17 protein-coding genes are annotated in these 24,384 nt (G+C 66.5%); 7 read left to right on the top strand and 10 right to left on the bottom strand.

The window, feature by feature from the left end:
• Positions 1 to 56 precede the first annotated feature (56 nt).
• Positions 57 to 2,483 carry a phosphoketolase family protein gene (locus HV773_RS27055; protein WP_175197300.1) on the top strand — a complete coding sequence of 809 codons (2,427 nt, stop codon included), beginning with the start codon at positions 57 to 59 and terminating at the stop codon, positions 2,481 to 2,483.
• A 27-nt stretch (positions 2,484 to 2,510) separates the two neighbouring features.
• On the opposite strand, the gene HV773_RS27050 is transcribed toward HV773_RS27055, so the two are convergent.
• Positions 2,511 to 3,482 carry an acetyltransferase gene (locus tag HV773_RS27050; protein WP_175197299.1) on the bottom strand — a complete coding sequence of 324 codons (972 nt, stop codon included), beginning with the start codon at positions 3,480 to 3,482 and terminating at the stop codon, positions 2,511 to 2,513.
• A 210-nt stretch (positions 3,483 to 3,692) separates the two neighbouring features.
• A complete protein-coding gene (locus tag HV773_RS27045) occupies positions 3,693 to 4,088 on the bottom strand; it encodes a transposase (protein WP_175197298.1) in 396 nt (131 codons plus the stop codon).
• Positions 4,089 to 4,311: 223 nt separating this feature from the next.
• Here HV773_RS27045 and HV773_RS27040 point away from each other — a divergent pair, with 223 nt between their 5' ends.
• Positions 4,312 to 5,145 (top strand): DUF72 domain-containing protein, encoded by an 834-nt coding sequence (locus tag HV773_RS27040; RefSeq protein WP_175197297.1) that lies wholly within the window; start codon positions 4,312 to 4,314, stop codon positions 5,143 to 5,145.
• A gap of 21 nt (positions 5,146 to 5,166) precedes the next feature.
• On the opposite strand, the gene HV773_RS27035 is transcribed toward HV773_RS27040, so the two are convergent.
• Both HV773_RS27035 and HV773_RS27030 read right to left on the bottom strand, forming a co-directional pair.
• Positions 5,167 to 6,762, bottom strand: a complete 1,596-nt coding sequence (locus HV773_RS27035) for an RNA polymerase factor sigma-54 (protein ID WP_175197296.1) — start codon at positions 6,760 to 6,762, stop codon at positions 5,167 to 5,169.
• Between the two features lie 244 nt (positions 6,763 to 7,006).
• A complete protein-coding gene (locus tag HV773_RS27030; protein ID WP_175197295.1) occupies positions 7,007 to 8,059 on the bottom strand; it encodes an aldo/keto reductase in 1,053 nt (350 codons plus the stop codon).
• 165 nt (positions 8,060 to 8,224) lie between these two features.
• Between HV773_RS27030 and HV773_RS27025 the strand changes: the two genes are divergently transcribed.
• Positions 8,225 to 12,751 carry a DEAD/DEAH box helicase gene (locus HV773_RS27025; RefSeq protein ID WP_175197294.1) on the top strand — a complete coding sequence of 1,509 codons (4,527 nt, stop codon included), beginning with the start codon at positions 8,225 to 8,227 and terminating at the stop codon, positions 12,749 to 12,751.
• A 125-nt stretch (positions 12,752 to 12,876) separates the two neighbouring features.
• On the opposite strand, the gene HV773_RS27020 is transcribed toward HV773_RS27025, so the two are convergent.
• Together HV773_RS27020 and HV773_RS27015 are read right to left on the bottom strand one after the other, a co-directional pair.
• Complete coding sequence (locus HV773_RS27020) at positions 12,877 to 13,212, bottom strand: YcgJ family protein (protein ID WP_175197339.1); 336 nt, start codon at positions 13,210 to 13,212, stop codon at positions 12,877 to 12,879.
• Positions 13,213 to 13,259: 47 nt separating this feature from the next.
• The gene (locus tag HV773_RS27015) at positions 13,260 to 15,872 is read right to left on the bottom strand and encodes a heavy metal translocating P-type ATPase (RefSeq protein WP_175197293.1); all 2,613 of its coding nucleotides are present in this window, start codon (positions 15,870 to 15,872) and stop codon (positions 13,260 to 13,262) included.
• Positions 15,873 to 15,955: 83 nt separating this feature from the next.
• Here HV773_RS27015 and HV773_RS27010 point away from each other — a divergent pair, with 83 nt between their 5' ends.
• Entirely contained in the window at positions 15,956 to 16,414 is a 459-nt protein-coding gene (locus HV773_RS27010) for a Cd(II)/Pb(II)-responsive transcriptional regulator (protein WP_175197292.1), read from the top strand.
• Between the two features lie 100 nt (positions 16,415 to 16,514).
• On the opposite strand, the gene HV773_RS27005 is transcribed toward HV773_RS27010, so the two are convergent.
• Complete coding sequence (locus HV773_RS27005) at positions 16,515 to 17,975, bottom strand: M20 family metallopeptidase (protein ID WP_175197291.1); 1,461 nt, start codon at positions 17,973 to 17,975, stop codon at positions 16,515 to 16,517.
• Between the two features lie 188 nt (positions 17,976 to 18,163).
• Between HV773_RS27005 and HV773_RS27000 the strand changes: the two genes are divergently transcribed.
• Positions 18,164 to 18,484 carry a superinfection immunity protein gene (locus tag HV773_RS27000; RefSeq protein ID WP_175197290.1) on the top strand — a complete coding sequence of 107 codons (321 nt, stop codon included), beginning with the start codon at positions 18,164 to 18,166 and terminating at the stop codon, positions 18,482 to 18,484.
• A 218-nt stretch (positions 18,485 to 18,702) separates the two neighbouring features.
• Positions 18,703 to 19,332 (top strand): LysE family translocator, encoded by a 630-nt coding sequence (locus HV773_RS26995; protein WP_175197289.1) that lies wholly within the window; start codon positions 18,703 to 18,705, stop codon positions 19,330 to 19,332.
• Positions 19,333 to 19,358: 26 nt separating this feature from the next.
• Here HV773_RS26995 and HV773_RS26990 read toward each other — a convergent pair whose 3' ends face one another.
• From HV773_RS26990 to HV773_RS26980, 3 genes are all read right to left on the bottom strand, one after another.
• The gene (locus HV773_RS26990) at positions 19,359 to 20,657 is read right to left on the bottom strand and encodes a CitMHS family transporter (RefSeq protein WP_175197288.1); all 1,299 of its coding nucleotides are present in this window, start codon (positions 20,655 to 20,657) and stop codon (positions 19,359 to 19,361) included.
• A gap of 190 nt (positions 20,658 to 20,847) precedes the next feature.
• Complete coding sequence (locus HV773_RS26985) at positions 20,848 to 22,011, bottom strand: acyl-CoA dehydrogenase family protein (RefSeq protein WP_175197287.1); 1,164 nt, start codon at positions 22,009 to 22,011, stop codon at positions 20,848 to 20,850.
• Positions 22,012 to 22,063: 52 nt separating this feature from the next.
• On the bottom strand, positions 22,064 to 23,320 hold the full coding sequence (locus HV773_RS26980; RefSeq protein ID WP_175197286.1) for a CaiB/BaiF CoA transferase family protein: 1,257 nt from the start codon (positions 23,318 to 23,320) through the stop codon (positions 22,064 to 22,066).
• A 173-nt stretch (positions 23,321 to 23,493) separates the two neighbouring features.
• On the opposite strand from HV773_RS26980, the gene HV773_RS26975 reads away from it, so the two are divergent.
• Positions 23,494 to 24,384: a LysR family transcriptional regulator gene (locus tag HV773_RS26975; protein ID WP_175197285.1), complete on the top strand. Its 891-nt coding sequence runs from the start codon at positions 23,494 to 23,496 to the stop codon at positions 24,382 to 24,384.

The raw sequence follows: 24,384 nt of genomic DNA, 5'->3' as shown, positions 1-24,384 counted from the left end.
GATCGTGGCACCATGATCGCGGCACCGTAACTTCCTGGGTTCGACAGGAGCATCGAATGAGTGCAATCAGCCCTTCCTCCCGTCCGCCGGTTTCCGACGAACTGTTGCAGCGCATGGACGCCTGGTGGCGCGCCGCCAACTATCTCTCGGTAGGCCAGATCTATCTGCTCGCCAATCCGCTGCTGCGCGAGCCGCTGCAACTCGCTCACGTGAAGCCGCGCCTGCTCGGCCACTGGGGCACCACGCCCGGCCTCAATTTTCTCTACACGCATCTGAACCGCATCATCAACGAGCGCGATCTCGATCTGCTCTTCATCGCGGGACCGGGGCACGGTGGGCCGGCCGTGGTCGCGAACACCTGGCTCGAAGGCACCTATAGCGAGACCTGGCCGAACGTGCCGCAGGACGAAGAAGGTATGGCCGCGCTCTTCAAGCAGTTCAGCTTTCCAGGCGGCATTCCGAGCCACGTTGCACCGCAAACTCCGGGCTCGATTCACGAAGGCGGCGAGCTCGGTTACGCGCTGTCGCATGCCTATGGCGCGGTGTTCGACAATCCCGATCTAATCGCCGCGTGCGTGGTCGGCGACGGCGAAGCCGAAACGGGGCCGCTCGCCACCTCATGGCATTCCAACAAGTTCCTCAATCCGGTGACAGATGGCGCGGTGCTGCCGATCCTGCATCTGAACGGCTTCAAGATTGCCGGGCCGACCGTGCTCGCGCGCATCGGCGACGAAGAGCTCGCCGCGCTCATGAACGGCTACGGCTACGCGCCGATCTTCGTGGAAGCCGAAGACCCCGGCATCGCGCACCGTCTGATGGCTACGGCCTTCGACACCGCGTTCGACGCAATCGCGCGCCTCCAGCAGCACGCGCGCGAGGCGGTTGCAGCCGATCCGCAAGCGCACCTCGAGCGCCCCCGCTGGCCGATGATCGTGCTACGCACGCCCAAGGGCTGGACCGGCCCGAAGAGCGTCGATGGCCTGAAAACCGAAGGCTCATGGCGCTCGCACCAGGTGCCGCTGTCGAACATCGCGAAGCCGGGCCATCTCGCGCTGCTCGAAAACTGGATGCGCAGCTACAAGCCCGAGGAACTATTCGACGCACAGGGCCGGCTCGCACCCGCGATTGCGGCGCTCGCGCCGCACGGCGAGCGCCGCATGAGCGCGAACCCGCGCACCAACGGCGGCGGCCGGGTGCGCGAACTGCGCGTACCCGCGTTCGAGCGCCATGCGGTGGAGGTGCCCGCGCCGGGCCAGGTGGACGCCGAAGCCACCCGCGTAATGGGCGCGTTCCTGCGCGAGGTGATGCGCGTGAATCTGCCCACGCGCAACTTCCGCATTTTCGGCCCCGACGAGACGGCCTCGAACCGCTGGGCCGATGTCTTCGACGTGACGGCGCGGACCTGGCTTGCCGACACCACGCCCGACGACGTCCAGCTCGCGCCGGACGGCCGCGTCATGGAGATCCTGAGCGAACACACCTGCCAGGGCTGGCTCGAAGGCTATCTGCTCACGGGGCGCCACGGCTTCATGTCATGCTACGAGGCGTTCATCCACATCGTCGATTCGATGTTCAATCAGCACGCGAAGTGGCTGAAGGTGATCCGCGAGATTCCGTGGCGGCGGCCCCTGCCCTCGCTCAATTACCTGCTGACCTCGCATGTGTGGCGCCAGGACCATAACGGCTTCAGCCACCAGGACCCGGGCTTCATCGACTACGCGGTCAACAAGAAAGCCGACACCGTGCGCGTGTACCTGCCGCCCGACGCCAACACGCTGCTCGCCGTGACCGATCACGTGCTGCGCACGTGGAACCGCATCAACATCATCGTGGCGGGCAAGCAGCCGCAAGCGCAGTGGCTCGACATGGACGCCGCGATCCGCCATTGCGCGGACGGCATCGGCATCTGGCCATGGGCAAGCAACGACGAAGGCGGCGAGCCCGACGTGGTGATGGCCTGCGCGGGCGACGTGCCCACGCTCGAGACGCTCGCGGCGGTCGACCTGCTGCGCGGCTGGCTGCCCGATCTGAAGATGCGCGTGGTGAACGTGGTGGACCTGATGACGCTCGAGCCGGCGGATCGCCACCCGCACGGTCTCTCCGACGCCGACTTCAATGCGCTCTTTACCACGAGTCGGCCCGTGATCTTTGCGCATCACAGTTACCCGTCGCTGATCCATCGCCTGACTTACCGGCGCGCCAATCACGCGAACATCCACGTGCACGGCTTTATCGAGGAAGGCACGACGACCACGCCGTTCGACATGACGGTGGTGAACAAGCTCGACCGCTACCACCTGTGCGAAGCCGTGATCGACCATGTGGATGGGCTCGCGCAGCGCGCCGCGCATGTGCGGCAGACGCTGCACGACAAGCTCGCAGCGCACCGCCGCTACGTGGACGAGCACGGCGACGACATGCCCGAGATCCGCAACTGGCGCTGGTCGCGCGCGAGCGCGCCAGCGCAGGATGGCGGCGACTGAGGGCGCGCCCTGCGCCCGGAGCGCGGATCAGCGCAGAGACGAACGCCCGAACACGCGCACGAACCCTGTGACGAACAGGTCTAGCCGCGCCGCATCGAGGCTGTCGATACCGGCCGCGCCCACCCGGCCGTTGCCGCCCGGGAACGCACGGCACAACTCGTCTGCGCCGCTGGGACGCACGAGCGGCGCGCGCACGCTCACGGCGTAATTGCCGTCGGGATTGACGCTCAGCACAGCGTGCGCGCAGGTCGGCTCCTCTTGCGCGAGGGCATTGGCGAACACCCCGCGTACGCGGCGCGCCCAAGGCTCGTCGGGGAGCACGCACACGGTGCCGTACTGGACCATGAACAGCGGCGTGACCTGCTGCGCGCGTTCGAGATCTTCCTGACGGCACGCCGAAAGACGCGCCACAACCGGCTCCGCCGCAATGAACTCGAACGGATCGGCGTAGGGTTTGAGCATCCCGTAGAGCGCGGCCGGCGCGATGAACAGATCGTCGGCACTGTCGCCGTAGGCGTTGTAGTTGATCGACTCGCCCAGTTCGCACAACTGCGCGACTTGCGCCTCGTCGAGCCCGGCTTCGCGCGCGAGTTCGTGCGCGGTGGCCTGCAAGTTGTCGCCGAAGGCCGCTGTAATCGCCCACCTGCGGTGCTGCCCGCGCAGGTGACGGTCGACCAGCACGCTCGTGCAAACCTGCGCCGTGGTGTCGATGTGCGCGGCGAGATTGACCTTCATCGGCAATTCGCCCGCGTGGTGATGGTCGAAATACTCGATGTGGACGCCCTGGTCGAGCAGCGCGCAAAGCGCTGCGCGGTTAGCGTCGAACGAGATGTCGAGCACCGTAAGCGAGTCGCCGGGCTGCGCCGGCACGCGCTTGATGAGCGCGATGTCACGCTTCGCTCCGGTGACGAGCGTGGCCTCGCGCGGCCGGGAAAGGCGAAGCTGGTGCAACGCGCAGATGCCGTCCGCGTCGCCGTTGAATACGTCGAAATGCGCCATGTCCTGTGGATTCCGTTGCGTTAAGTCTCACAGTATCGCGCACCAAACGCGGATCCCACAAAGGGCGGATTTGACCGATCACAGTGAAGAACGATTCGTTCACCGCATTACGCGATTTCGCGCCCTTTCATTCACGCGGACGCATACGCAAGCGAGCAGCGGACTCATAATCCGCTGCTCGCTTGCGTAACTGGACCCGCACGCTGGCGCTCAGGTGCGCGCCACCGGCCAGCGCAGCGTGAATGCCACCGGGAAACGCGGCGCCTTGCGCCCCGCCGGTGCGCGCCACGGCTGCATGCGCGCGCTCATGGCCGCGCACATGGATACACCTTCTTCGCCGTAGAGCTGCTCCATGGCCTGTTGCACGAGGCCGGCGTCGAACCACATCTTGAAGCGCCGATGGCAGGTGCGGAAATCGGGGTAGCGCTCGGGCAGCTTCGACCAGACGGAGCCCGTTGACAGCACCCACAGGATGGCTTCGAATACGGCGCGCGAGCAATGCGCCGGACGACCGCGGCGCGGGCCGCTGGTGCGGATTTCACGGAAAAGGGGTTCGACGCTGCGCCACTGCGCGTCGTTCAGTTCCATTGAGGGACGAGGCTGCATCTGATATTCCAAGTGAGGTTGTCTGACACACAGCTAAATTAGCCTCACGCTTCATAGGAAAATATCGGACTATGCCTAAAACGATCTAATAATCACCAATGTGCTACAGGTAGTGCCGCATTGCACATTTATACCGGTGCTTTCGAAACCTTGCTATTGCAACTGCGGCAACTGCGGCAACCGCGCTACACTGCGCCATTCCCGACTCGACGGCGCAATTCCCATGGCTCGCTCCCCCGCTTTACCCGAGAAAACCGGGCGTATTCGCATCGGCATTGGCGGGTGGATTTACCCGCAGTGGCGCGGCACGTTCTATCCCGAAGGGCTCGCGCAGCGCCTCGAACTCGATTATGCGAGCCGTCACCTGAGCTCGCTGGAAATCAACAGCACTTATTACGGCTCGCAGCGCCCCGAAAGCTTCATGCGCTGGCACGACGAAACGCCCGACGACTTCGTGTTCTCGCTGAAGGGGCCGCGCTTCGCGATGAACCGCCGCGTGCTGGCCGAGGCCGGCGCATCGATCGAGCGTTTTCTCACGAGCGGCGTGCTGAATCTGCGCAACAAGCTCGGCCCGATCAACTGGCAACTCATGCCAGGCAAGCAGTTCGATCCAGAGGACTACGGACGATTTCTCGAATTGCTGCCCGCCGAGGTTGACGGGCAACCGCTAAGGCACGCGCTGGAGGTGCGGCACGAGAGTTTCCGCACGCCGGAGTTCGTCGCGCTCGCGCGGCGGCACGGGGCCGCCATCGTGGTGTCCGGCGACTCGGATTACCCACAGATCGCCGACGCATCCGCGCCCTTCGTCTACGCGCGCATCATGGGGACGACCGCTGGCGAGCCGCTCGGCTACTCGCCAGCGGATCTCGACGGCTGGGCCGCGCGCGCGCTCGCATGGGCGCGCGGCGAGAGCCCCGGCGACCTCGCCACCTTCGCCAAGCCGCTCGCGGCCAAAGCGGGGCGCGACGTGTATCTCTACGTGATCAGCGGCTTTAAGGAGCGCAATCCCGTCGCCGCGATGGCGCTGATCGAGCGCCTGCGCGAACGCGGCGCGTAAAGCGTCCGCGTTGCACGAGCGCTATAACTGGCGGCGCATGTCCGCCGCGGGCAACTTCATCATCTGGCGATACTTCGTGACCGTGCGGCGCGCCACGCGCACGCCCTGCCGTTCCAGTTCCTGCGTGAGCACGACATCCGAAAGCGGATCGCGCGGATTCTCCGCATCGATCATCTCCTTGATGAGCGCGCGCACGGCCGCAGCCGAACAGGTGCCGCCCGTGCGCGTCTCCAGTTCGCGCGGGAAAAAACGCTTGAACTCGAAAATACCGCGCGGCGTGGCCATGTACTTGTTGCCGGTCGCGCGCGACACGGTCGATTCGTGCAGGCCGAGTTCGTCGGCGACATCGCGCAGCAGCATCGGACGCAGCGCGATCTCGCCGTACTGGAAAAAGGCCTTCTGCCGCGCGACGATGCATTCGCCCACGCGCAGGATGGTCTCGCAGCGCTTGTGCGCGTTGCGGATCAGCCAGCGCGCTTCCTGCAACTGCTGCGCGAGCGGCGAGCGGCTCGTCTGGTCCGAGCGCGCGAACAATTCCGCGTAGAGCTTGTGGATGCGCGCACGCGGTTCGATGGCCGGATTCACGCTCACCACCCAGCGGCCGCGCACCTGGCGCACGATCACGTCCGGCACCACATAGCCGCCGTCCGCGCGGCCATAGTGATTGCCCGGCTTCGGGTCGAGGCGGCGCACCAGCGCGCTCGCCGCTTGCAGCGACTGTGCGTCGCAGCCTAGCTGGCGTTGCAGTTCGCCATGCTCGCGGCGCGCGAGACGCTCCAGATGTCCGGTCACGATCCGCAGCGCCAGCTCGCGGTGCGGCGTGTCCTCTGGCATCGCTTCGAGCTGCAGCGCGAGGCATTCGGCGAGCGAGCGGGCGCCGATGCCGGGCCTATCGAGCGTCTGCACGACGCGTAGCGCGATGCGCAGGCGGTCTTCGTCGAGCTCGCCTTCCACGCCATCGACGTCGGCGAGTTCAGCCAGTTCCTGACGCAGATAGCCGTCGTCGTCGAGCGCCTCGATCACAACCTGGACCGCCGCGCGATCGAGGTCTTCGAGCGGCGACAGCCGCAGCGCGCCATGCAACTGCTCGCGCAGCGAGATCGGCACGCGCACCCAGTCGGCTGCATCGGATTCGCCGTCTTCCGAGCCGCGATAGCCCGACGATGCACGCATCGCGCCCGGCAACGGCAGATCGGCGGCATACGCCGAGCCTTCGTCGCTGTAGCCGGACGTTTCCTCGCCATAGCCGGAGGCCGGTTCGCCATAACCGGCGGCTTCGTCGCCGTACGTGGCACCGCCATGGCTCGCGGGATCGAGCGCCATGCCGCCGTCCGCGGCGCTTTCCATGCCGCCATCGAGATCGCCCTCGGGCACATCGGCGGCCACCACGGGTGCAGCAGGCGCGGCCTCGCCTATCCCGGCCGCGCCTTCGGCGGCCTCAGCGGCTTCGCCGGTTTCCTGGGCGGGCGGCACATATTCGAGGAACGGATTGGTATCGAGCGCTTCGCGCAGTTCCTGCTGGAATTCGAGCGACGATAGCTGCAACAGGCGCACGGCCTGCTGCAGACGCGGCGTCAGCGCGAGATGCTGGCGCGCGTGTAACGCAATGGAAGCCATGGCTAGGATGTTCTCTTTAAATTGACGTGAATGGACTGACTCACGCAACACCCATGCCAGTTTTTACAAGCACTTGTTTTATAACGGGATCGCGCCTTGCGGCGCGCCATTCCGGCACCCGCCCAAGGCCGCCCGGCGGACGTTTTTACAATCGCAGGAGAAAAATTGCGTGCCGGGTCGAGGTCGGATCGGTGCACGATCGAGCGCTCTCCGGTTACTCGAGCGCCCGATCCTCCGCCCGCCCTCAGCGTTCCTCGCGCTGCGTCTGGCGCAATTGCTCCTGCCGCGCCTCCCCTTGGCGCGCGAGCATCCAGCCAGGATATTCGGCGGGCAAGCGGCTCACATCGTCGAGAATCGCGAGTTCTTGCGCGGAGAGCTTCACCTTGGTGGCCGCGACGTTGTCGTCGAGTTGATCGGTGCGCTTCGCGCCGACGATCACCGTCGTCACCGCGCGCTGATGCAAGAGCCACGCGAGCGCGATCTGCGCCACCGAGACGCCCTTGCTCTCGGCGATGGGGCGCATCGCGTCGATGCAATCCCAGGCGCGCTCGCGCTCCACGGGCGGAAAATCGAAGGTCGTGCGGCGGCTGCCCGCCTCGCCCTGGCGGTCGCGCCCATACTTGCCGCTCAAGAGGCCGCCCGCGAGCGGGCTCCACACCATCAGCCCGAGCCCTTCGCTCGCGAGCATCGGCACGATCTCGCGTTCGAGGTCGCGGCCCGCGATCGTGTAATACGCCTGCAGCGTCTCGAAGCGCGCGAGCCCGTGATGATGCGCGATGCCGAGCGCCTTCACGATCTGCCACGCGGCCCAGTTCGAAACGCCCACATAGCGCACGTAGCCCTGCTGCACGAGCGTGTCGAACGCGCGCACGGTCTCCTCGATGGGGGTGGCCGGGTCGAAGCCGTGGATCTGGTACAGGTCGATGTGATCGAGCTGCAGTCGGCGCAGGCTCGCCTTCACGCCCTCCATGATGTGATAGCGCGTCGCGCCGCGCTGATTCGGCGACGCGCCCATCTCGCCGAGCACCTTGGTCGCCACCACGACCTGGTCGCGCACCACCTTGAGGTTCTTCAGCGCCTGGCCCGTGATCTGCTCGGAAATACCCTGCGAATAGACGTCGGCGGTATCGATGAAGTTGATGCCCGCATCGAGCGCACGGCCGATCAGGCGCTCGGCTTCGGTCTGCTGCAAATCGCCGATCTGGTTCCAGATGCCGGCGCCGCCGCCGAAAGTCATGGTGCCGAGGCAAAGTTCGGAAACAAACAGGCCGGTGCGGCCAAGAGGTTGCATTCGCATAGGAAAACTCCGACGTGAGCCGAGGGAACATCCAACGGGCCAGAGGATACTGCGAAACGCTTGAGGCGTGCCCGCGCTGCGCCGCATGCCCAAAAACGACCGCCGAACTTCACGCCAGCAGCCGCGCGAGAAACCTGCCAGACTGCTTTTTTGCCCCCCGCGCCCATGAGCCTGCTTACGTCCGTCACCGCCCCGCCCGAGTCTGCCCAGTTGCAATCCGCTGCCGGCATCTCCCGCCCCGACGATCCGCTCGCCCTCTTCCATCCGGCTGTGGCCGCGTGGTTCCGGAGCAGCTTCGCCGCGCCCACCCCCGCGCAGCGCGCCGCCTGGCCGTTCATCGCGAGCGGCCGAGCTACGCTGGTGGCCGCGCCCACCGGCTCAGGCAAGACGCTCACCGGCTTTCTCACCGCACTGGACTCGCTCGTGCGCGAAGGCCTCGCGAACGGCGGCGCGCTGCCCGACGCGACGCTGGTGGTCTATGTCTCGCCGCTCAAGGCGCTCTCGAACGACATCCACCTGAACCTCGAACGGCCGCTCGAAGGCATCCGTGCGGAGCTGGCGCGCCGGGACCTGCCGCCCGTCGAGATCCGCACCGCCGTGCGCACCGGCGACACGCCGCAGCCCGAGCGCGCCGCGTTGCGCAAGCGCGCGCCGCATATCCTCGTGACCACGCCCGAATCGCTCTATGTGCTGCTCGGCTCGGAGTCCGGCCGCCGCATGCTCGCGGGCGCGCGCAGCGTGATCGTCGACGAAATTCACGCGCTCGCGGGCAACAAGCGCGGCGTGCATCTCGCGCTGAGTCTCGAGCGCCTCGACGCGCTGTGCGGCCAGCGTCTACTGCGCATCGGCCTCTCGGCGACGCAAAAGCCGATCGAAACGGTGGCGCGCTTTCTGGTCGGCATGGGAGAAAACGCCGACGCACCGCCGCCCTGCGCCATCGTCGATGCGGGCCACGTGCGCGCGCGCGACCTCGCGCTCGAAGTGCCGCCCGTGCCGCTCGAAGCCGTCATGGCCAACGATGTGTGGGAGCGCGTGTACGACCGCATGGCCGAGTTGGTCGCGCAACACCGCACGACGCTCGTGTTCGTGAACACGCGGCGCATGGCCGAGCGCGTGGCGCGCCATCTCACCGACCGCCTTGGCGCGCAAGCGGTGGCCGCGCATCACGGCAGCCTCGCGCGCGAGCAGCGCTTCGACGCCGAGCAGCGCCTGAAGCGCGGCGAACTGCGCGTGCTGGTGGCCACCGCCTCGCTCGAACTCGGCATCGATATCGGCGATGTCGATCTGGTCTGCCAGATCGGCTCGCCGCGCTCGATCGCAGGCTTCCTGCAGCGCGTCGGGCGCTCCGGGCACCAAGTTGGCGGGATGCCGAAGGGGCGGCTTTTTCCGACCTCGCGCGACGACCTCATCGAATGCGCGGCGCTGCTCGATTGCGTGCAACGCGGCGAGCTCGATCGCCTCGCGCTGCCGAGCGCGCCGCTCGACGTGCTGGCGCAGCAGATCGTCGCTGAAGTGGCCTGCGCCGAATGGAACGAAGATGCACTGTTCGCGCTCGTGCGTCGCAGCACGCCGTTCGCGCAGCTGGAGCGCGCACGTTTCGACGCGGTGCTGCGCATGCTCGCCGAGGGCTACACGAGCCGCCACGGCCCGCGCGCCGCCTGGCTGCACCGCGACGTGGTGAACCACGCGCTGCGCGCGCGGCGCGGCGCACGCCTCGTCGCGCTGACCTCGGGCGGCACGATCCCCGACAACGCCGACTATGCCGTGCTGCTCGAACCGCAAGGCGTGCAGATCGGCACCGTGAACGAGGACTTCGCAGTCGAAAGCCTCGCGGGCGACGTGTTCCAGCTCGGCAACGCCTCGTACCGGATCCTGCGCATCGAGGCGGGACGCGTGCGCGTGGAAGACGCGCAAGGCCAGCCGCCCAACATCCCGTTCTGGCTCGGCGAGGCGCCGGGCCGCAGCGATGAACTGTCGTTCGCGATCTCGCGCTTGCGTAGCCAGATCGACGCGGCACTCGGCGCGCATGCCGTTGACGACGCAACTAATTCCGCCGCCATCGAGCGCGCGACGGCATGGCTCGCCGACACGCTGATCCTCGGCGATGCTCCCGCGCGGCAGATCGTCGAATACCTCGCGCGCGCCCGCGCCGCGCTCACCGTCCTGCCGACCCAGGACACGCTCGTGATGGAGCGCTTCTTCGACGAAGCGGGCGGCACGCAACTGGTGATCCACGCGCCGTTCGGCAGCCGCGTGAACCGCGCGTGGGGCCTCACGCTGCGCAAGCGCTTTTGCCGCCAGTTCAACTTCGAATTGCAAGCGGCCGCCACCGAGGACGCCATCATCCTCTCGCTCACGCACGCGCACAGCTTCGCGCTCGACGAGGTGTGGCGCTACCTGCATTCGAACAGCGCCGAGCATTTGCTGGTGCAGGCGCTGCTCGACGCGCCCCTCTTCGGCGTGCGCTGGCGCTGGAACGCCACCACCGCGCTCGCGCTGCCGCGCCAGACCGGCGGACGCAAGACGCCGCCGCAAATCCAGCGCATGCGCAGCGAAGACCTGCTCGCGGCGGTGTTCCCCGACCAGGTCGCATGCGTCGAGAACCTCGCGGGCGAGCGCGAGATTCCGCGCCATCCGCTCGTCGATCAAACGCTCGACGACTGCCTTCACGATGCGATGGACACCGAAGCATGGCTCGCGCTGCTGCACCGCATCGAGTCGCGCGAGGTGCGGCTCGTGACGCGCGAATTGCCCGCGCCCTCGCCGCTCGCAGCGGAGATTCTGAGCGCGCGCCCCTATGCGTTCCTCGACGACGCGCCGCTCGAAGAGCGTCGCACCCAGGCGGTGCTGTCACGCCGCTTCCGCGACCCCGAGTCCGTGGACGACATGGGCGCGCTCGATCCCGAGGCGATCGCGAGCGTGCGCGAGGAGGCCTGGCCCCAGGTGCGCGACGCCGATGAACTGCACGACGCGCTCAACACGCTCGGCGTGCTGGCCGACAGCGAGGCGCACGCGCACGGCTGGAGCGCATGGCTCGCCGGGCTGGCCGGCGCCGGACGCGCGACGCGCATGCCGGTCGCGGACATGCCGGTAGCGGAGCACGACGCGCTGTGGGTGAGCATCGAGCGGCTCGCCTGCGTGCGCGCGATCTATCCGCAGGCGCAGTGCGAACCGCCGCTCGCCCCGCTCGCCAGCGTTGACGCACCGCGCGGCGAACCGTGGAGCGAGGACACCGCGCTCGTCGAGATCGTACGTGCGCGGCTGTCCGGATTCGGCCCCCTGACAGTTGCGCAAATCGCGCGGCCGCTCGCGCTGGAGGCGAGCGTGGCCGCGCTTGCGCTCACGCGGCTCGAAGCCGAAGGCACGGTCATGCGCGGCCGCTTCACGCCGGGCGCACACGAAGAGGAATGGTGCGAACGCCACCTGCTCGCGCGCATCCACCGCTACACGGTGCGCAAGCTGCGACGCGAGATCGAGCCGGTCGAGCGGAGCGATTTCATGCGCTTCCTGTTCGAGTGGCAGCACGTGGCCACGAGTGCGCACGGCTCGGATCGCGACGCGCTCGCGGCCATGCTCGGGCAACTGGAAGGCTGGGAGGCTTCGGCGCTCGCGTGGGAGGACGAGATCCTGCCCGTGCGCATCGACGATTACACGCCGATGCTGCTCGACGAGCTATGCCGCTCGGGACAGCTCGCCTGGGCGAGGCTGCCGGCGCGCGCGGCGACGTCGACGGTGCGCAGCACGCCCGTCGTGCTGCTGCCGCGCCGCGAGTTGGCGCGTTGGACGGCGCTTATCGAAACGCCTGAAGCAACAGAGCTTTCGGCACGTGCGCGGCGCGTCCACGAGGCGCTGCTGCGCCACGGCGCGATGTTCTTCGACGAACTGGCCGCCGATGCACACTTGCTTGGCGTGGAACTGGAAAACGCGCTCGGCGAACTGGTGGCCGCCGGACTCGTGAATGCCGACAGCTTCGCGGGGCTGCGCGCGCTGGTGCGCCCGGCGGCGAAGCGCCATGCGCACGGACATTACGGACGACGGCGCCCGCGCGGTTTCGGGCCGCTCGTGGGCGGCATGGGCGACGCCGGGCGCTGGGCGGTGCTGCGACGGATGGCGCTGCCGGAAGCCGGGGAGCCCTTGGCGGCGCGCGCAACGAGCCCAACGCCATTGCGCCGCCCTCCCGCCGATGCCGATCTGCTGGAGCACGTCGTGAACGTGCTGCTGCGCCGCTACGGCGTGGTGTGCTGGCAATTGCTGGCGCGCGAAGCGCCGTGGCTGCCGCCGTGGCGAGACCTGCTGCGCGTGATGCACCGCCTGGAGGCGCGCGGCGACTTGCGCGGCGGCCGATTCGTCACGGGCCTCTCGGGCGAACAATTCGCCCTGCCCGAGGCCGTCGCGCTGCTGCGCGACGTGCGTCGGCGCGGCGGTGCGGGCAACTTCGCGAGCGAGGCGCGAAGCGAAGAGGCTGCGCTGGTCTGCATCGCCGCATCGGATCCGCTCAACCTGGTCGGCACCGTGCTGCCCGGGGAGAAAGTGCCGGCGGTCGCGGGCAACCGCATCGTGTTTCGTGACGGCGTGCCTGTTGCGACGCTGGTTGCAGGCCGCTGCGAATTTCTCGGCGATTTCGACGAGGCGATGCGAAGCGTGCTGCGCACCGCCCTTGCTCGCTTTGGGGGCGGCTCGTCGAGCTTGTGACGCGCGTGAGTGCTCCGGCTGCTTTCGGTGCCACCGTGAAGTGGATTGGCTGCGAGCGCGCGGGGTAGGCTGTTAGTTGCATATGTGGCTTGCCAGCCGGATATTGGCTGGCCGGTGCCGGCGCCTTACTTTCCTGATCTATTGCCAAACAGCAGTCCCGTGTACTTCCCGGACACGGCGCCACTGCGCCTGCCGTCTGCGCCGTAGTAACGATCCTGACGGCACAACCGCTCTTTCACGTCACAGAAGATGCCGTTGGCAAAAGTGAACTCGGTGAGGTCGAAATCGCCCTGGGAAAACACCTTCCTGGCGGCGCGCTGGCCAAGGTACTTCTCGGTCAGCGCGCGTGAAATGCCTTGATCGTCGGCACAGAAGTAGCGGTCGCACAGCACGCCGCGCTCTGGCGAGCGAAGTGTTTTCTGCCCGGCATGCGCGGGAATGGTCGCGCCGACATACAGCATGACGAAGAGTAGTCCGAAAGATGCCTTGTTCATACGCCGGCACCCCACTACGCACGCCCTGCGAAATGCCGCCGCACCCGCAGCCCGTTGGCGACGACCAGCAGGCTCGCGCCCACGTCCGCGAACACGGCCATCCACAGGGTCGCCTCGCCCGCCAGCGCCAACACGAGAAACACCGCCTTGATCACCAGCGCGAGCGCGATGTTCTGCGTAAGCACGCCCGCCACCTTGCGGCTCAGCCCAATGAACGCCGCGATCTTGCGCGGGTCGTCGTCCATGATCGCGACATCGGCGGTTTCGAGCGCCGTCGCGGTGCCGGCCGCGCCCATCGCAAAACCGATGTCGGCGCGCGCGAGCGCGGGCGCGTCGTTCACGCCGTCGCCGACCATCGCCGTCATGCCGTGCTGCGCCGAGAGCGCCGCGACCGCATCCTGCTTGTCCTGCGGCAGTAGATTGCCGCGCGCGTCGTCGATGCCGAGTTGCGCCGCGATCGAGCGCGCCGTCGTCGGGTTGTCGCCGGTCAGCATCACCGGCGTCACGCCCAGTTGCTTGAGCGCACGCACGGCGGGCACGCTCTCGGGCCGCACCGCGTCGGCCACCGCGAACAGCGCCACCGGCTCCCGCGGCGAGCACAGCACGATGGCGGTCTTGCCCGCCGCTTCGAACTGCGCAAGCTGCGCTTCGAGTTCCGGCGAGCACAGCCCCAGCGACTCGACCAGCCGATGATTGCCCAGATGCCAAGCCTCGCCGCCGATGCGCCCCGTCACGCCGAGACCGTTGAGCACCGCGAAGTTGTCGATAGGGGCCAGCACCGCCTGCTCAGTCTGCGTGGCGCGCTCGCGCCAGCCCGCAACGACCGCGCGCGCGACCGGATGGGTGCTCGCATCGTCGAGGCTCGCGGCAAGGCGCAAGGCCTCGTCCACGGGCAGCGCCGCCAGCGCGAGCGTGTCGGTGAGCACCGGCGCGCCGCGCGTAAGCGTGCCGGTCTTGTCGAGCGCGACGGCCTTGAGCAGACGCCCGCGTTCGAGCCACACGCCGCCCTTCACGAGCATGCCGTTGCGCGCGGCGGCCGCTAGGCCGCTCACGACCGTCACCGGCGTCGAGACCACGAGCGCGCACGGGCACGCGATCACGAGCAGCACGAGCGCCTTGTAAATCCACGCGCTCCAAGCGCCGCCGAACACGAGCGGCACCGCGATTGCGATCAGCGCGGCAAGCACGACCACGGCGGGCGTGTAGTAGCGCGCGAACTGATCGACGAAGCGCTGGGTCGGCGCGCGCTGCGCCTGGGCTTCCTGAACCGCCGCCGCAATGCGTGCGAGCGTGCTGTCGCGCGCGGCGGCGGTGACGACCGCCTCCACGACGCCGTCGACGACGATGCTGCCCGCGTAGAGCGCATCGCCCTCGGCCTTGTCGACGGGCAGGCTCTCGCCGGTGATGGGCGCCTGATCGAGCGCCGCGCGGCCCGTGGCCACGCGCGCATCGACCGGCACGCGCTCGCCCGTGCGCACGCGGATGCGCTCGCCCACGGCCACTTCGGCCACCGCGCGGGTGCGCCATTCGCCGGGCTGCTGTGCCTGCTGTTCAGGCGCCTGTTGCATCCACACCTCGGCGGTTTCGGGCGCGAGCGCGGTAAGCGAGCGGATCGCCTGACGCGCGCGTTCGAGCGACAGCGCCTCGATTTCCTCGGCGAGCGCAAACAGGAACACAACCATGGCCGCCTCGGGCCACTTGCCGATGATGACGGCGCCCGCGACCGCGAGCGACATCAGGAAATAGATGTTGATCGTGAAATTCTTGAGCGCGACCCAGCCTTTGCGCAGCGTCGGCAAGCCTGCGCACAACAGCGAGACCACCGTGCAGACGAGCACCGGCACGCCGGTCTCGTGGCCCGTGCTCCACGCGAGCACCTCGGCGGCGGCCGCCGCGACGCCGCTCGCGGCGAGCAGCAGCTTCTGGCGCAGCGCGAGGCTGGGGCCGCGCGCCGGTTCTTGCGCGCTCGCGCCGGCTGGCGCGGCATCGTCTAGCAGGCGCGGCGCCATGTCGAGCGAGCGCAGCGCGGCTTCGAACGGCTTCGCGTCGGGCAGCCGGTGGTAGAGCGTCAGCTCGCGCGCGAGCAGATCGAAGTCGAGACGCACGACGCCCGGCATCGGCTCGAGGCGCTTGCGGATGAGCCGCTCCTCGGTCGGGCAATCCATGTTCTCGATGCGGTAGCGTGCGCGCTGCGCGCCTTCCGGCGCGCTCGCCGGCGCGGCGCGCGTGGATTGCAGCGCGGCAGCGCCGGCGCAGCAGGAGGCGGATTCGTGGCCGTGGTCATGTGAATGATCATGGCCATGATCGTGATCGTGATCGTGGCCGGCAGCGTGGTCGTGACTGCAGGCCTGGCCGTGGCTATGGTCGTGGTCGTGCGCATGGTCATCGCCGTGATCATGGCTGCACGCCTGCCCGTGCTCATGATCATGCGCGTGGTCATGGCCGTGACCGCTCGCCTCGCGCGCATCCGCATGCGCGTGATCGCAGCCGCCCGCGTGCTTCTTGTTCACCGCTTCATCAAGCAGCACCGCCGATTCCGTCGAGCCCGACGCCGCTACGCCCCGCTCGTCTTCGCGCGCCCGCAGGCGTTGCGCGGGCACAAACCGCGACCAGAAAGCCTGGACCATGGCCGAATTCTCCCAAAAGTGACAGAATCATTAGACAGCCTGTAGTCGCTACAGGGTCAAGCCATTTTTGGAGAACTGCGACCATGAGAATCGGCGAACTGGCACGCCAGGCGCATTGCGACGTCGAAACGGTGCGCTTTTACGAACGCGAAGGTCTGCTGGACGAACCGGAGCGCGAAACCAACGGATACCGCAGCTACACGGGCGCGCACGCCGCGCAGCTGAACTTCATCCGCCATTGCCGCTCGCTCGGCATCGGTCTGGTCGATATCCGCATGCTGCGGCGCTACCAGGCCGACCCGAGCCAGCCCTGCGACGAAGTCAATCAGCTAATCGATTGCCAGATCGCGCGCATTCACGAGCAGGTCGAGTCGATGCGCATGCTCGAACAGCAATTGCGGACGCTGCGCGAGAGCTGCCATGCCCACCACAGCAGCAGCGCCGAGTGCGGCATCATGAAGAACCTCGAACAGCCGATCGACGAGGAAAACTGCTCGTGTCACGCGGAAGCCGCGCACGACGAGGCGGCAACCAAGAAGTAAGGCACGAGAACACGCCGAAACCCGGATCCTGCCCCGGATTTCGGCCACTGGGCCTGTTCAGGCCCGCATTTACCCCCGCATTTACCTCCTCACTTGCCACTCAAGGCGCCGAAGCGATCACCTCGGCCACCGTAGCGGTGAGCTTCTTCGCATACGGCACGTGCAGGAACTCGTTCGGCCCGTGCGCGTTCGACTTCGGGCCGAGCACGCCGCAGACCATGAACTGCGACTTCGGGAAGCCCGCCTGCAGGACGTTCATCAGCGGAATCGTGCCGCCCTGCCCGAGATACGCGCAGTCGGCGCCGAAATGCGTGCGCGATGCCGCGTTGAGCGCCTGCGTGAGCCACGGCGCGAGTTCCGGCGCGCTCCAGCCGTTGGCCGAGCCCGTGTCCGGCTTGAACGTGACCTTCGCGTTATAAGGCGGATCGAATTCGAGCAGCGCCTTCAGTTCGGCGACGGCTTGAGAGGCCTCCACCAGCGGCGGAAGCCGCAGCGAAAGCTTGAACGCCGTGCGCGGACGCAGCACGTTGCCGGCGTCGGCGAGCGCGGGCAATCCGGCCGCGCCGGTCACCGAAAGCGAGGGCCGCCACGTCGAATCGAGCAGCGTCTGCGTCGGGTCGGTGGTCTTGGGCAGCACGGGACGGCCGTCCTGACCGCACGTCCAGGGCAGGCCCTTCCAGACGCTGTCGCCCAGAATCTTTGCCGTGGCCTCGGCCTCGGCCAGACGCGTGGACGGAATCGCGCAATGAAAGCCCTTGGGCAGAAGCGTCCCGCTCGCCGCGTCTTCCAGGCGTTCGAACAACTGGCGCATCACGCGGAAGCTCGACGGCGCAATGCCTCCATACGATCCAGAGTGGATGCCCTCTTCGAGCACCTCGACTTCCAGATCGCCCGACACGAGACCGCGCAGCGAGGTGGTCAGCCAGAGCTGGTCGTAATTGCCCGCCCCCGAGTCGAGGCAGACCACGAGCCCGACCGTGCCGAGTCGCTCGCGCAGCGCGTCGACATACGGCAGCAGGTCGTAGCTGCCCGACTCCTCGCAAGTCTCGATGAGGCCCACACAGCGCGGACGCTCGATGCCCTGGGCGTCGAGCGCGGCCAGCGCCGTGACGCTCGCGTAGATGGCGTAACCGTCGTCGGCACCGCCGCGCCCATAGAGGCGGCCGTCTTCGAGCTTGGGCGACCAGGGCCCGAGGTCGTTGCGCCAGCCGGCGAATTCGGGCTGCTTGTCGAGGTGGCCGTACAGCACGACGGTCTCGCTGCTGCCCGAGCGCGTGGCCGGCACCTCGAAGAAGATCACCGGCGTGCGGCCCGGCAGCCGGACGATTTCGAGCTTCAGGCCGCGCACGGGCTGCGTTTCGGCCCACTTCGCGGCGTCCTGCACGACGCGCTCGAGATAGCCGTGCTTCGCCCAGTCGGCATCGAAGGCCGGGCTCTTCGCAGGCACCGCGATGTAGTCGGTCAGCGCCGGGACGATTTCGTCGTTCCACTTGCGCTCCACGAACGCGCGCAAGGCGTCGTGATCCAGTTGCCGGATGTCCTCTGTGGTGTCTGAGCTCATGGTGCGAATACCGTGCGGGGAAAGCTTGAATCATAGACCCGAACACCTTGTGCCGGCAGGCCTTTGGCGCAAACGCGCCATGTGCTGGCCATTCGGCCAGGGGTGGGCCAGGCGCATCGTGCGCGCGAGGCCGATCCGCGCGACAATGAACCCTCGGGCGATGGATGCCCTGTTGGGGGAAACCGGCCATGGTGAGCCATTCCGTCTTCGAGATCATTGTTCTGCTGGCGGCCGTCGCGCTCTATTTCCTGCCCGCGATGATCGCGGAGCGGCGCCTGCGCGACGATCTGCTGACGATTGCCCTCTTCAACGCGGTGCTCGGCTGGACGGTGTTCGGCTGGCTGCTCGCGCTCTACTGGTCGCTGCAACCGAATTCGCCGAAGAATATCGGCGGCAGCGTGAAGGAAAGACAGCGGCGTCTGGGCATGCTGCTGTTCTCCCGCCAACTCCACGACCGCGCCCACGCACGCGAGGCCCGCGAAGCCGAGCGCAGGCGTTCATCGCATTGAGCCCCGCGCATTGAGCCCCGCGCATTAGGCCCCGCATCGGAATCCACGTCGGGATCCGCATCGAGCGCGGCTTGGCCGAACGGCTAATCCTCACGCCGAGCCGGACGCGCGCGCCGTTTGCATGAAATAATCACGTCCATAGCCTTAATGCACGCAGGTCCCTCCCTTCGTGCCCCGCCTTTTCCAGCCGCCTTACTCTCAGGACCACGGAGCCCGCCATGCATGTCGCCCCGCTGCTCGCCTTTGCCGCCGTTGCGCTCGGCATGGCGCTCACGCCCGGACCCAACATGATCTATCTGATCTCGCGCTCGATCTGCCAGGGCCGCAAGGCGGGCCTCATTTCGCTCGGCGGGGTCGCGCTCGGCTTCGTTTTCTACATGCTGTGCGCCGCGTTCGGCATCACGGCCCTGCTGATGGCCGTGCCGTTTGCGTACGACGCACTGCGTCTCGGCGGCGCGCTCTATCTGGCCTGGCTCGCGTGGCAGACGCTCAAGCCGGGCGGGCGCTCGCCGTTCCAGGTCCGGGAGCTGACACCCGACCCGCCGCGCAAGCTTTTTCTCATGGGCTTCGTCACGAATTTGCTGAACCCGAAGGTGGCGATTCTGTATCTCTCGCTGCTGCCGCAATTCATCGACCCGGCCGAGGGCAGCGTGCTCACGCAATCCATCGCACTGGGCGCGGTGCAGATCGCGCTTTCGGTCAGCGTGAACGCCACCGCGGCCATCACGGCGGGCACGATTGCGTCGTTTCTGTCCGGCCGCCCGAAATGGCTGGCGATTCAGCGCTATCTGATGGGAACCGTATTGGCCGGACTGGCCGTGCGGATCGCAGCGGAAGGACAGCGCTAGCCCGCTGCACCCGATGAATTGCCGAATCAGAACGAAAAGACGCCAAGAAACACACATGCCACGGTCATGACGACCGATGCACCGAAAAGAAACGGGATGGCGAACTTCTGATGCTCGGACAACTCCAGCCCTGCCAGGCCGACCAAAAGAAATGTCGCGGGGGTCAACGGGCTCACCGGAAATCCCGTCGTCATTTGTCCGAGAATGGCAGCCTGCGCAACCTGAATGGACGGCACCCCGAGCTGATGAGCCGCGTTCGCCACGACGGGCAGAATGCCGAAGTAGAACGAATCGGGATCGAAAACCAGGCTCAGCGGCATTGAAATCAGTCCCATGATGAACGGGATATGCGTGGCATGGTCGGCGGGAATGAAGTGGACGGCGGCATTCGCCATGGCGTTGAGCATGCCGGTGCCGGACATGACGCCGGTAAAGGCGCCGGCCGCGAGCAACACCCCGGCCATCATCAACGCGGCGCGGGCATGCGCGTCAACGCGTGCGCGTTGTTCATCGGCATTCGGATAGTTGAGAAATAGCGCGATTACCGTGCCGATCATGAACATCACGACAGGCTCGACCTTGCCGCTGATCATCGTTCCCATGACCAATACGGTCAGGCAGAGGTTGGGCCAGAACATCTTTGGCCGGCGCAGCGCCAGTTCCTGTTCGGACAACTCACGCGTCGGCACGACAAACACGGCGCCATCGTGCACCAGCCCCAGGCGGCGCTCTTCCCGCTTGCCCAAAACGTATGCGGTCAAGAGCATAAAGACCACACCGACTATCTGGGCGCCAATGAGCGGAGTGAAGATCTCGATGGCCGGAAGATGCAGAGCGACAGAGGCACGGATCATGACGCCGCTCCAGGGCAGGAAATTGATGCCCGCGCCCAGCGCGGCCATGCAAGTCAACAAGCGCTTGTCCATGTTGAGCCGTTCATAGACCGGCAGCATGGCCGGCACCGTAACGAGGAAGCACACCGCGCCTGATCCATCCAGATGAATGAGCAGTGCGAGTAACGCGGTTCCCATCAGGATGCGCGTAGGGCGGCCGCCTACTGCCCGGAGAATCCGGTTGATGATGGGATCCAGCATGCCGGCGTCGCTCACAATGCCAAAATACAAAATCGCGAAGATAAACATGCCCACCACGGGCGCGACACTGCCGATGCCCTTGACAACGAACGTCGCCGTTTTCAACCCGGCGCCACTGATCAGGGCCGCGGTAATCGGTACGGCTATTAGCGCCACCAGGGGCGACATTTTTTTCGTCAGGATGAGGATGAGTAACGCCAGTACCGATACGAGTCCTGTTATGGCGAGCATGTTGTCTCCATGCGCCGTTTGAGAACGGCGAATATTTTTGGTGAAAGCGGCTGCTGTCAACCGCATGACCTGCTACGGCCCCCCCGTACCACGCCGGTATTTTCTTGACGCCGCATCGATATCGTTCGCGGCTGTTTTCATTTTTTTCATCGGCGCTTCGCCACCGGGCCCCGGCGTTTTGCGAGCATGCTCAGTAGGACTTCGGCAGCCCCAGCACCTTTTCGGCGATGAAGCACAGGATCAGTTGCGGGCTGACGGGCGCGAGACGAGGAATCCAGCTCTCGCGCATGTAGCGCTCCACATGAAACTCTTTCGCGTAACCCATGCCCCCGTGCGTGAAGATCGCCGTCTCGCACGCGCTAAAACCGGCTTCGGCGCCGAAGAACTTGGCCGCATTCGCCTCCGCGCCGCAGGGCTTGTGCTGGTCGTACAGCCATGCGGCCTTCATCGCCAGCAAAAAGGCCGCCTCCAGTTCGATCCAGCGCTCGGCGAGCGGGTGCTGAATACCCTGGTTCATGCCGATCGGCCGGTTGAACACCTCGCGCTCGCCGGCATAGTGGGCCGCGCGCGCGAGCGCCGCGCGGCCAAGGCCGATCGCCTCGCTGGCGATCAGGATGCGCTCCGGGTTCATGCCGTGGAGGATGTATTCGAAGCCCCGGCCCTCCTCGCCGATGCGGTCCTCCACGGGAATGCGCAGGCCGTCGATGAACAACTGGTTGGTGTCCACACACTTGCGGCCCATCTTTGGAATCTCGTGCACCTCGATCTTGCTGCGGTCGAAGTCGGTGTAGAACAGCGACAGGCCTTCGGTGCCCTTGCACTCCTCCACCGGCTTGGTGCGCGCGAGCAGCAACATCTTCGTAGCCTCCCGCGCCGTGGAGATGAACACCTTCTGGCCATGCACCACATAGTGGTCGCCTTCGCGCACGGCGCGCGTCTTGAGCTTGAGGGTGTTGAGCCCCGCATTGGGCTCGGTCACGCCGAAGCAAGCCTTGTCCTTACCGGCAATCAAAGGCGGCAGCATGCGCTGTTGTTGCTCCTGCGTGCCAAACCTCACCACCGGATGCAGGCCGAAGATGTTCATGTGCACCGCCGATGCGCCCGACAATCCCGCGCCGGTCCTCGCGATGGCGTGCATCATCAGAGCGGCTTCGGTAATGCCGAGCCCGGCGCCGCCAAACTCTTCGGGCATGGCAATGCCCAGCCAGCCGGCGTCGGCCAGAGCGCGGTAAAACGCCTCCGGAAACTCGCCATCGTTGTCCCGCGCATACCAGTAGTCGGCGTCGAACGGGGTGCAGACTTTCTCGATGGCAGCAACGATCTGCTGCTGCGCTTCTGTCAGTGCGAAATCCATGGTGTCTTTCGTCTTTCGTGAGGGTCTTGAGGAGAGCTGAATCAACGCATGCTCAGGTGGGCATGGCGGTGCCGCGCGATTGCACAAGGGCATCGATGTCGGCCACCGACCAACCCAGTTCGCGCAGGATTTCGGCGGAGTGCTCGCCCAGGCGCGGGGCGGGCGACGGCTCGGCGCAAGCGCTACGCGACCAGGACGTCGGGTTGCCCAGCGTGCGCAAAGGTCCCTCGGTCGGATGAACCTGGCGGCCGATAAAGCCCACCGCGGCCAGATGCGGGTCGTCCACCAGCTCGTGTGGCGAGTTCATCGGCATGTTCGGAATATCCGCCTCCTGAAGCAGCGTCTGCCACTGCGCCGTGGTACGCGTGCGCATCAGGTCGGCGACCCAACCATAAACCTCGTCGATGTGCGCGGCGCGATTGGTATGCGTAGAGAAACGATGGTCGCTGTCAAACCGCTCGGCTTGACCGATGGCGGTAAAGAATGCGCGCCAATGCTTGTCGTTGTAGATCAGCACGCACAGGTGTCCGTCGCGCGTTTCGTACGGTCGGCGATGCGCCGTCAGCAAGCGCGCATAGCCGGGTTCGCCATTGCCCGGCTCGAAGCTCAGGCCGGCGAGGTGGTCGCCCAGTACGAACTGCGCCATGGACTCGAACATCGGCACGACGACGGCCTGGCCCGTGCCGGACTTCTCGCGCTCGTAGAGCGCTGTCGTCACGGCATACACCGTATGCAGCCCGGTGACGCGGTCGGCCAGGGTGAGCGGCGCATAGCAGGGCTTGTCGGCGCCGTACTCGCTCATTAACCAGGGCAGCCCGGAAGCGCCCTGGATCAGGTCGTCGTAGGCCGGCTTCGCCGCATACGGGCCGTTCTGGCCAAAGCCGCAACAAGACACGTGGATGATGCGCGAATTGACCGCCCGCACTGCGTCGTAGTCGAGGCCCAGGCGCGCCATCGCCTGTGGCCGCACATTCGAAATCAACACGTCGCTGCGTTCGGCGAGTTGCAGCGCGGCCCTGCGAGCCTCGGGCTGCTTGAGGTCCAGCACGAGGCTACGCTTGCCGCGGTTGGCATGCAGATAGATATGCCCCATGCCCGGGTGCTGCATCGGCCCCACGTGGCGCATATTGTCGCCATCGGGTGACTCGACCTTGATCACTTCAGCGCCGAGCGCGGCGAGTATCTGCGTCGCGAAGGGGCCCATCACGACGGAAGTCAGGTCAAGGATCCGCACGCCGGCCAGCGGGCCGCCACGCGCTTGCGTATCGGCATCGCCCCCAGTGCCCGTATTTTTGTCGGGTTTAATCATGTCTCCTCCGTGCTGGAGATCCGCCGATCAGATATCGACGGTGCGCGGGAGACTGTAGGCCGGGCAATGATTGCCGTCCAATTGCGTTTTTGGTTTGAACGATCTTTTTTGCAAATCGTCGGTGCGGCCTAGAATGCAAAGAAACCGCTATCAACAACCGCTATCGACGCAGGATGAAGACTCACTATCTCCGTTACTTTGCGGTGCTGGCCGAAGAGTTGCATTTCGGACGCGCAGCCGAGCGCTTGTCGATCACCCAGCCGCCGCTTAGCTCGGCCATCAGGGCGTTGGAGGAGGAAATCGACGCGCGGCTCTTCGATCGCAACAGCAAGCAGGTCCAGCTCACGCCAGCCGGCGCGGCCTTCCTGGTGGAAGTCCAGATCATTCTGGAGCGCATTGCGCGCGCCAAGGACACCGCGAGAGCAGTGGCCAGCGGCAAACGCGGGCGCCTCGATGCCGGGGTAACGGGGTCCTTCTTCTACCGCGAGCTGCCAAAGATTCTCGCGGCATTCGACGAGCGCATGCCCAATACCGAGGTCATCCTGCATGAGACGGGCTCGGCGGAACAAGTCGAAGCGCTTTTGCACGGTGAATTGCATGTCGGCTTCATCAATGCCGCCACCGTGCCGCCCCAGTTGAAGTCGATTCCGCTACGCGCGGACAAGTTCGCTGTCTGCCTGCCGGAATCCCATGCGCTGGGGCGACGAAAATCGCTGCGCATCGCGGATCTGGAGAACGAGCACTTCGTCATGTTCGACCGCGAAGTCGCGCCCGCCAACTACGACAACGTCATCGCAACGTTCAGCCGTGCCGGGGTCCACCCGCGCACACGCCATGCAGCCCGGACGTGGCTGAGCATCGTCGCGATGGTCGCCAACGGCTTCCATATCGGGCTGGTGCCGGAAAGCATCGCCCGCTGCGGCATGCGCGGGGTTCGCTTCGTTCCGCTGGTGGATGCGGGCGCGATCTCGCCCGCACTGATCGCCTGGAACCCCAGCTATGGCTCACCGGGTCTGGACACCTTTGTCGAATGCGCGAGGCGGCATACCGATCCTGACTCGTGA

The sequence above is a fragment of the Paraburkholderia caffeinitolerans genome (assembly GCF_902859945.1).
Lineage (GTDB): Bacteria > Pseudomonadota > Gammaproteobacteria > Burkholderiales > Burkholderiaceae > Paraburkholderia > Paraburkholderia caffeinitolerans.
This window is presented reverse-complemented; position numbering and strand designations above follow the sequence as displayed.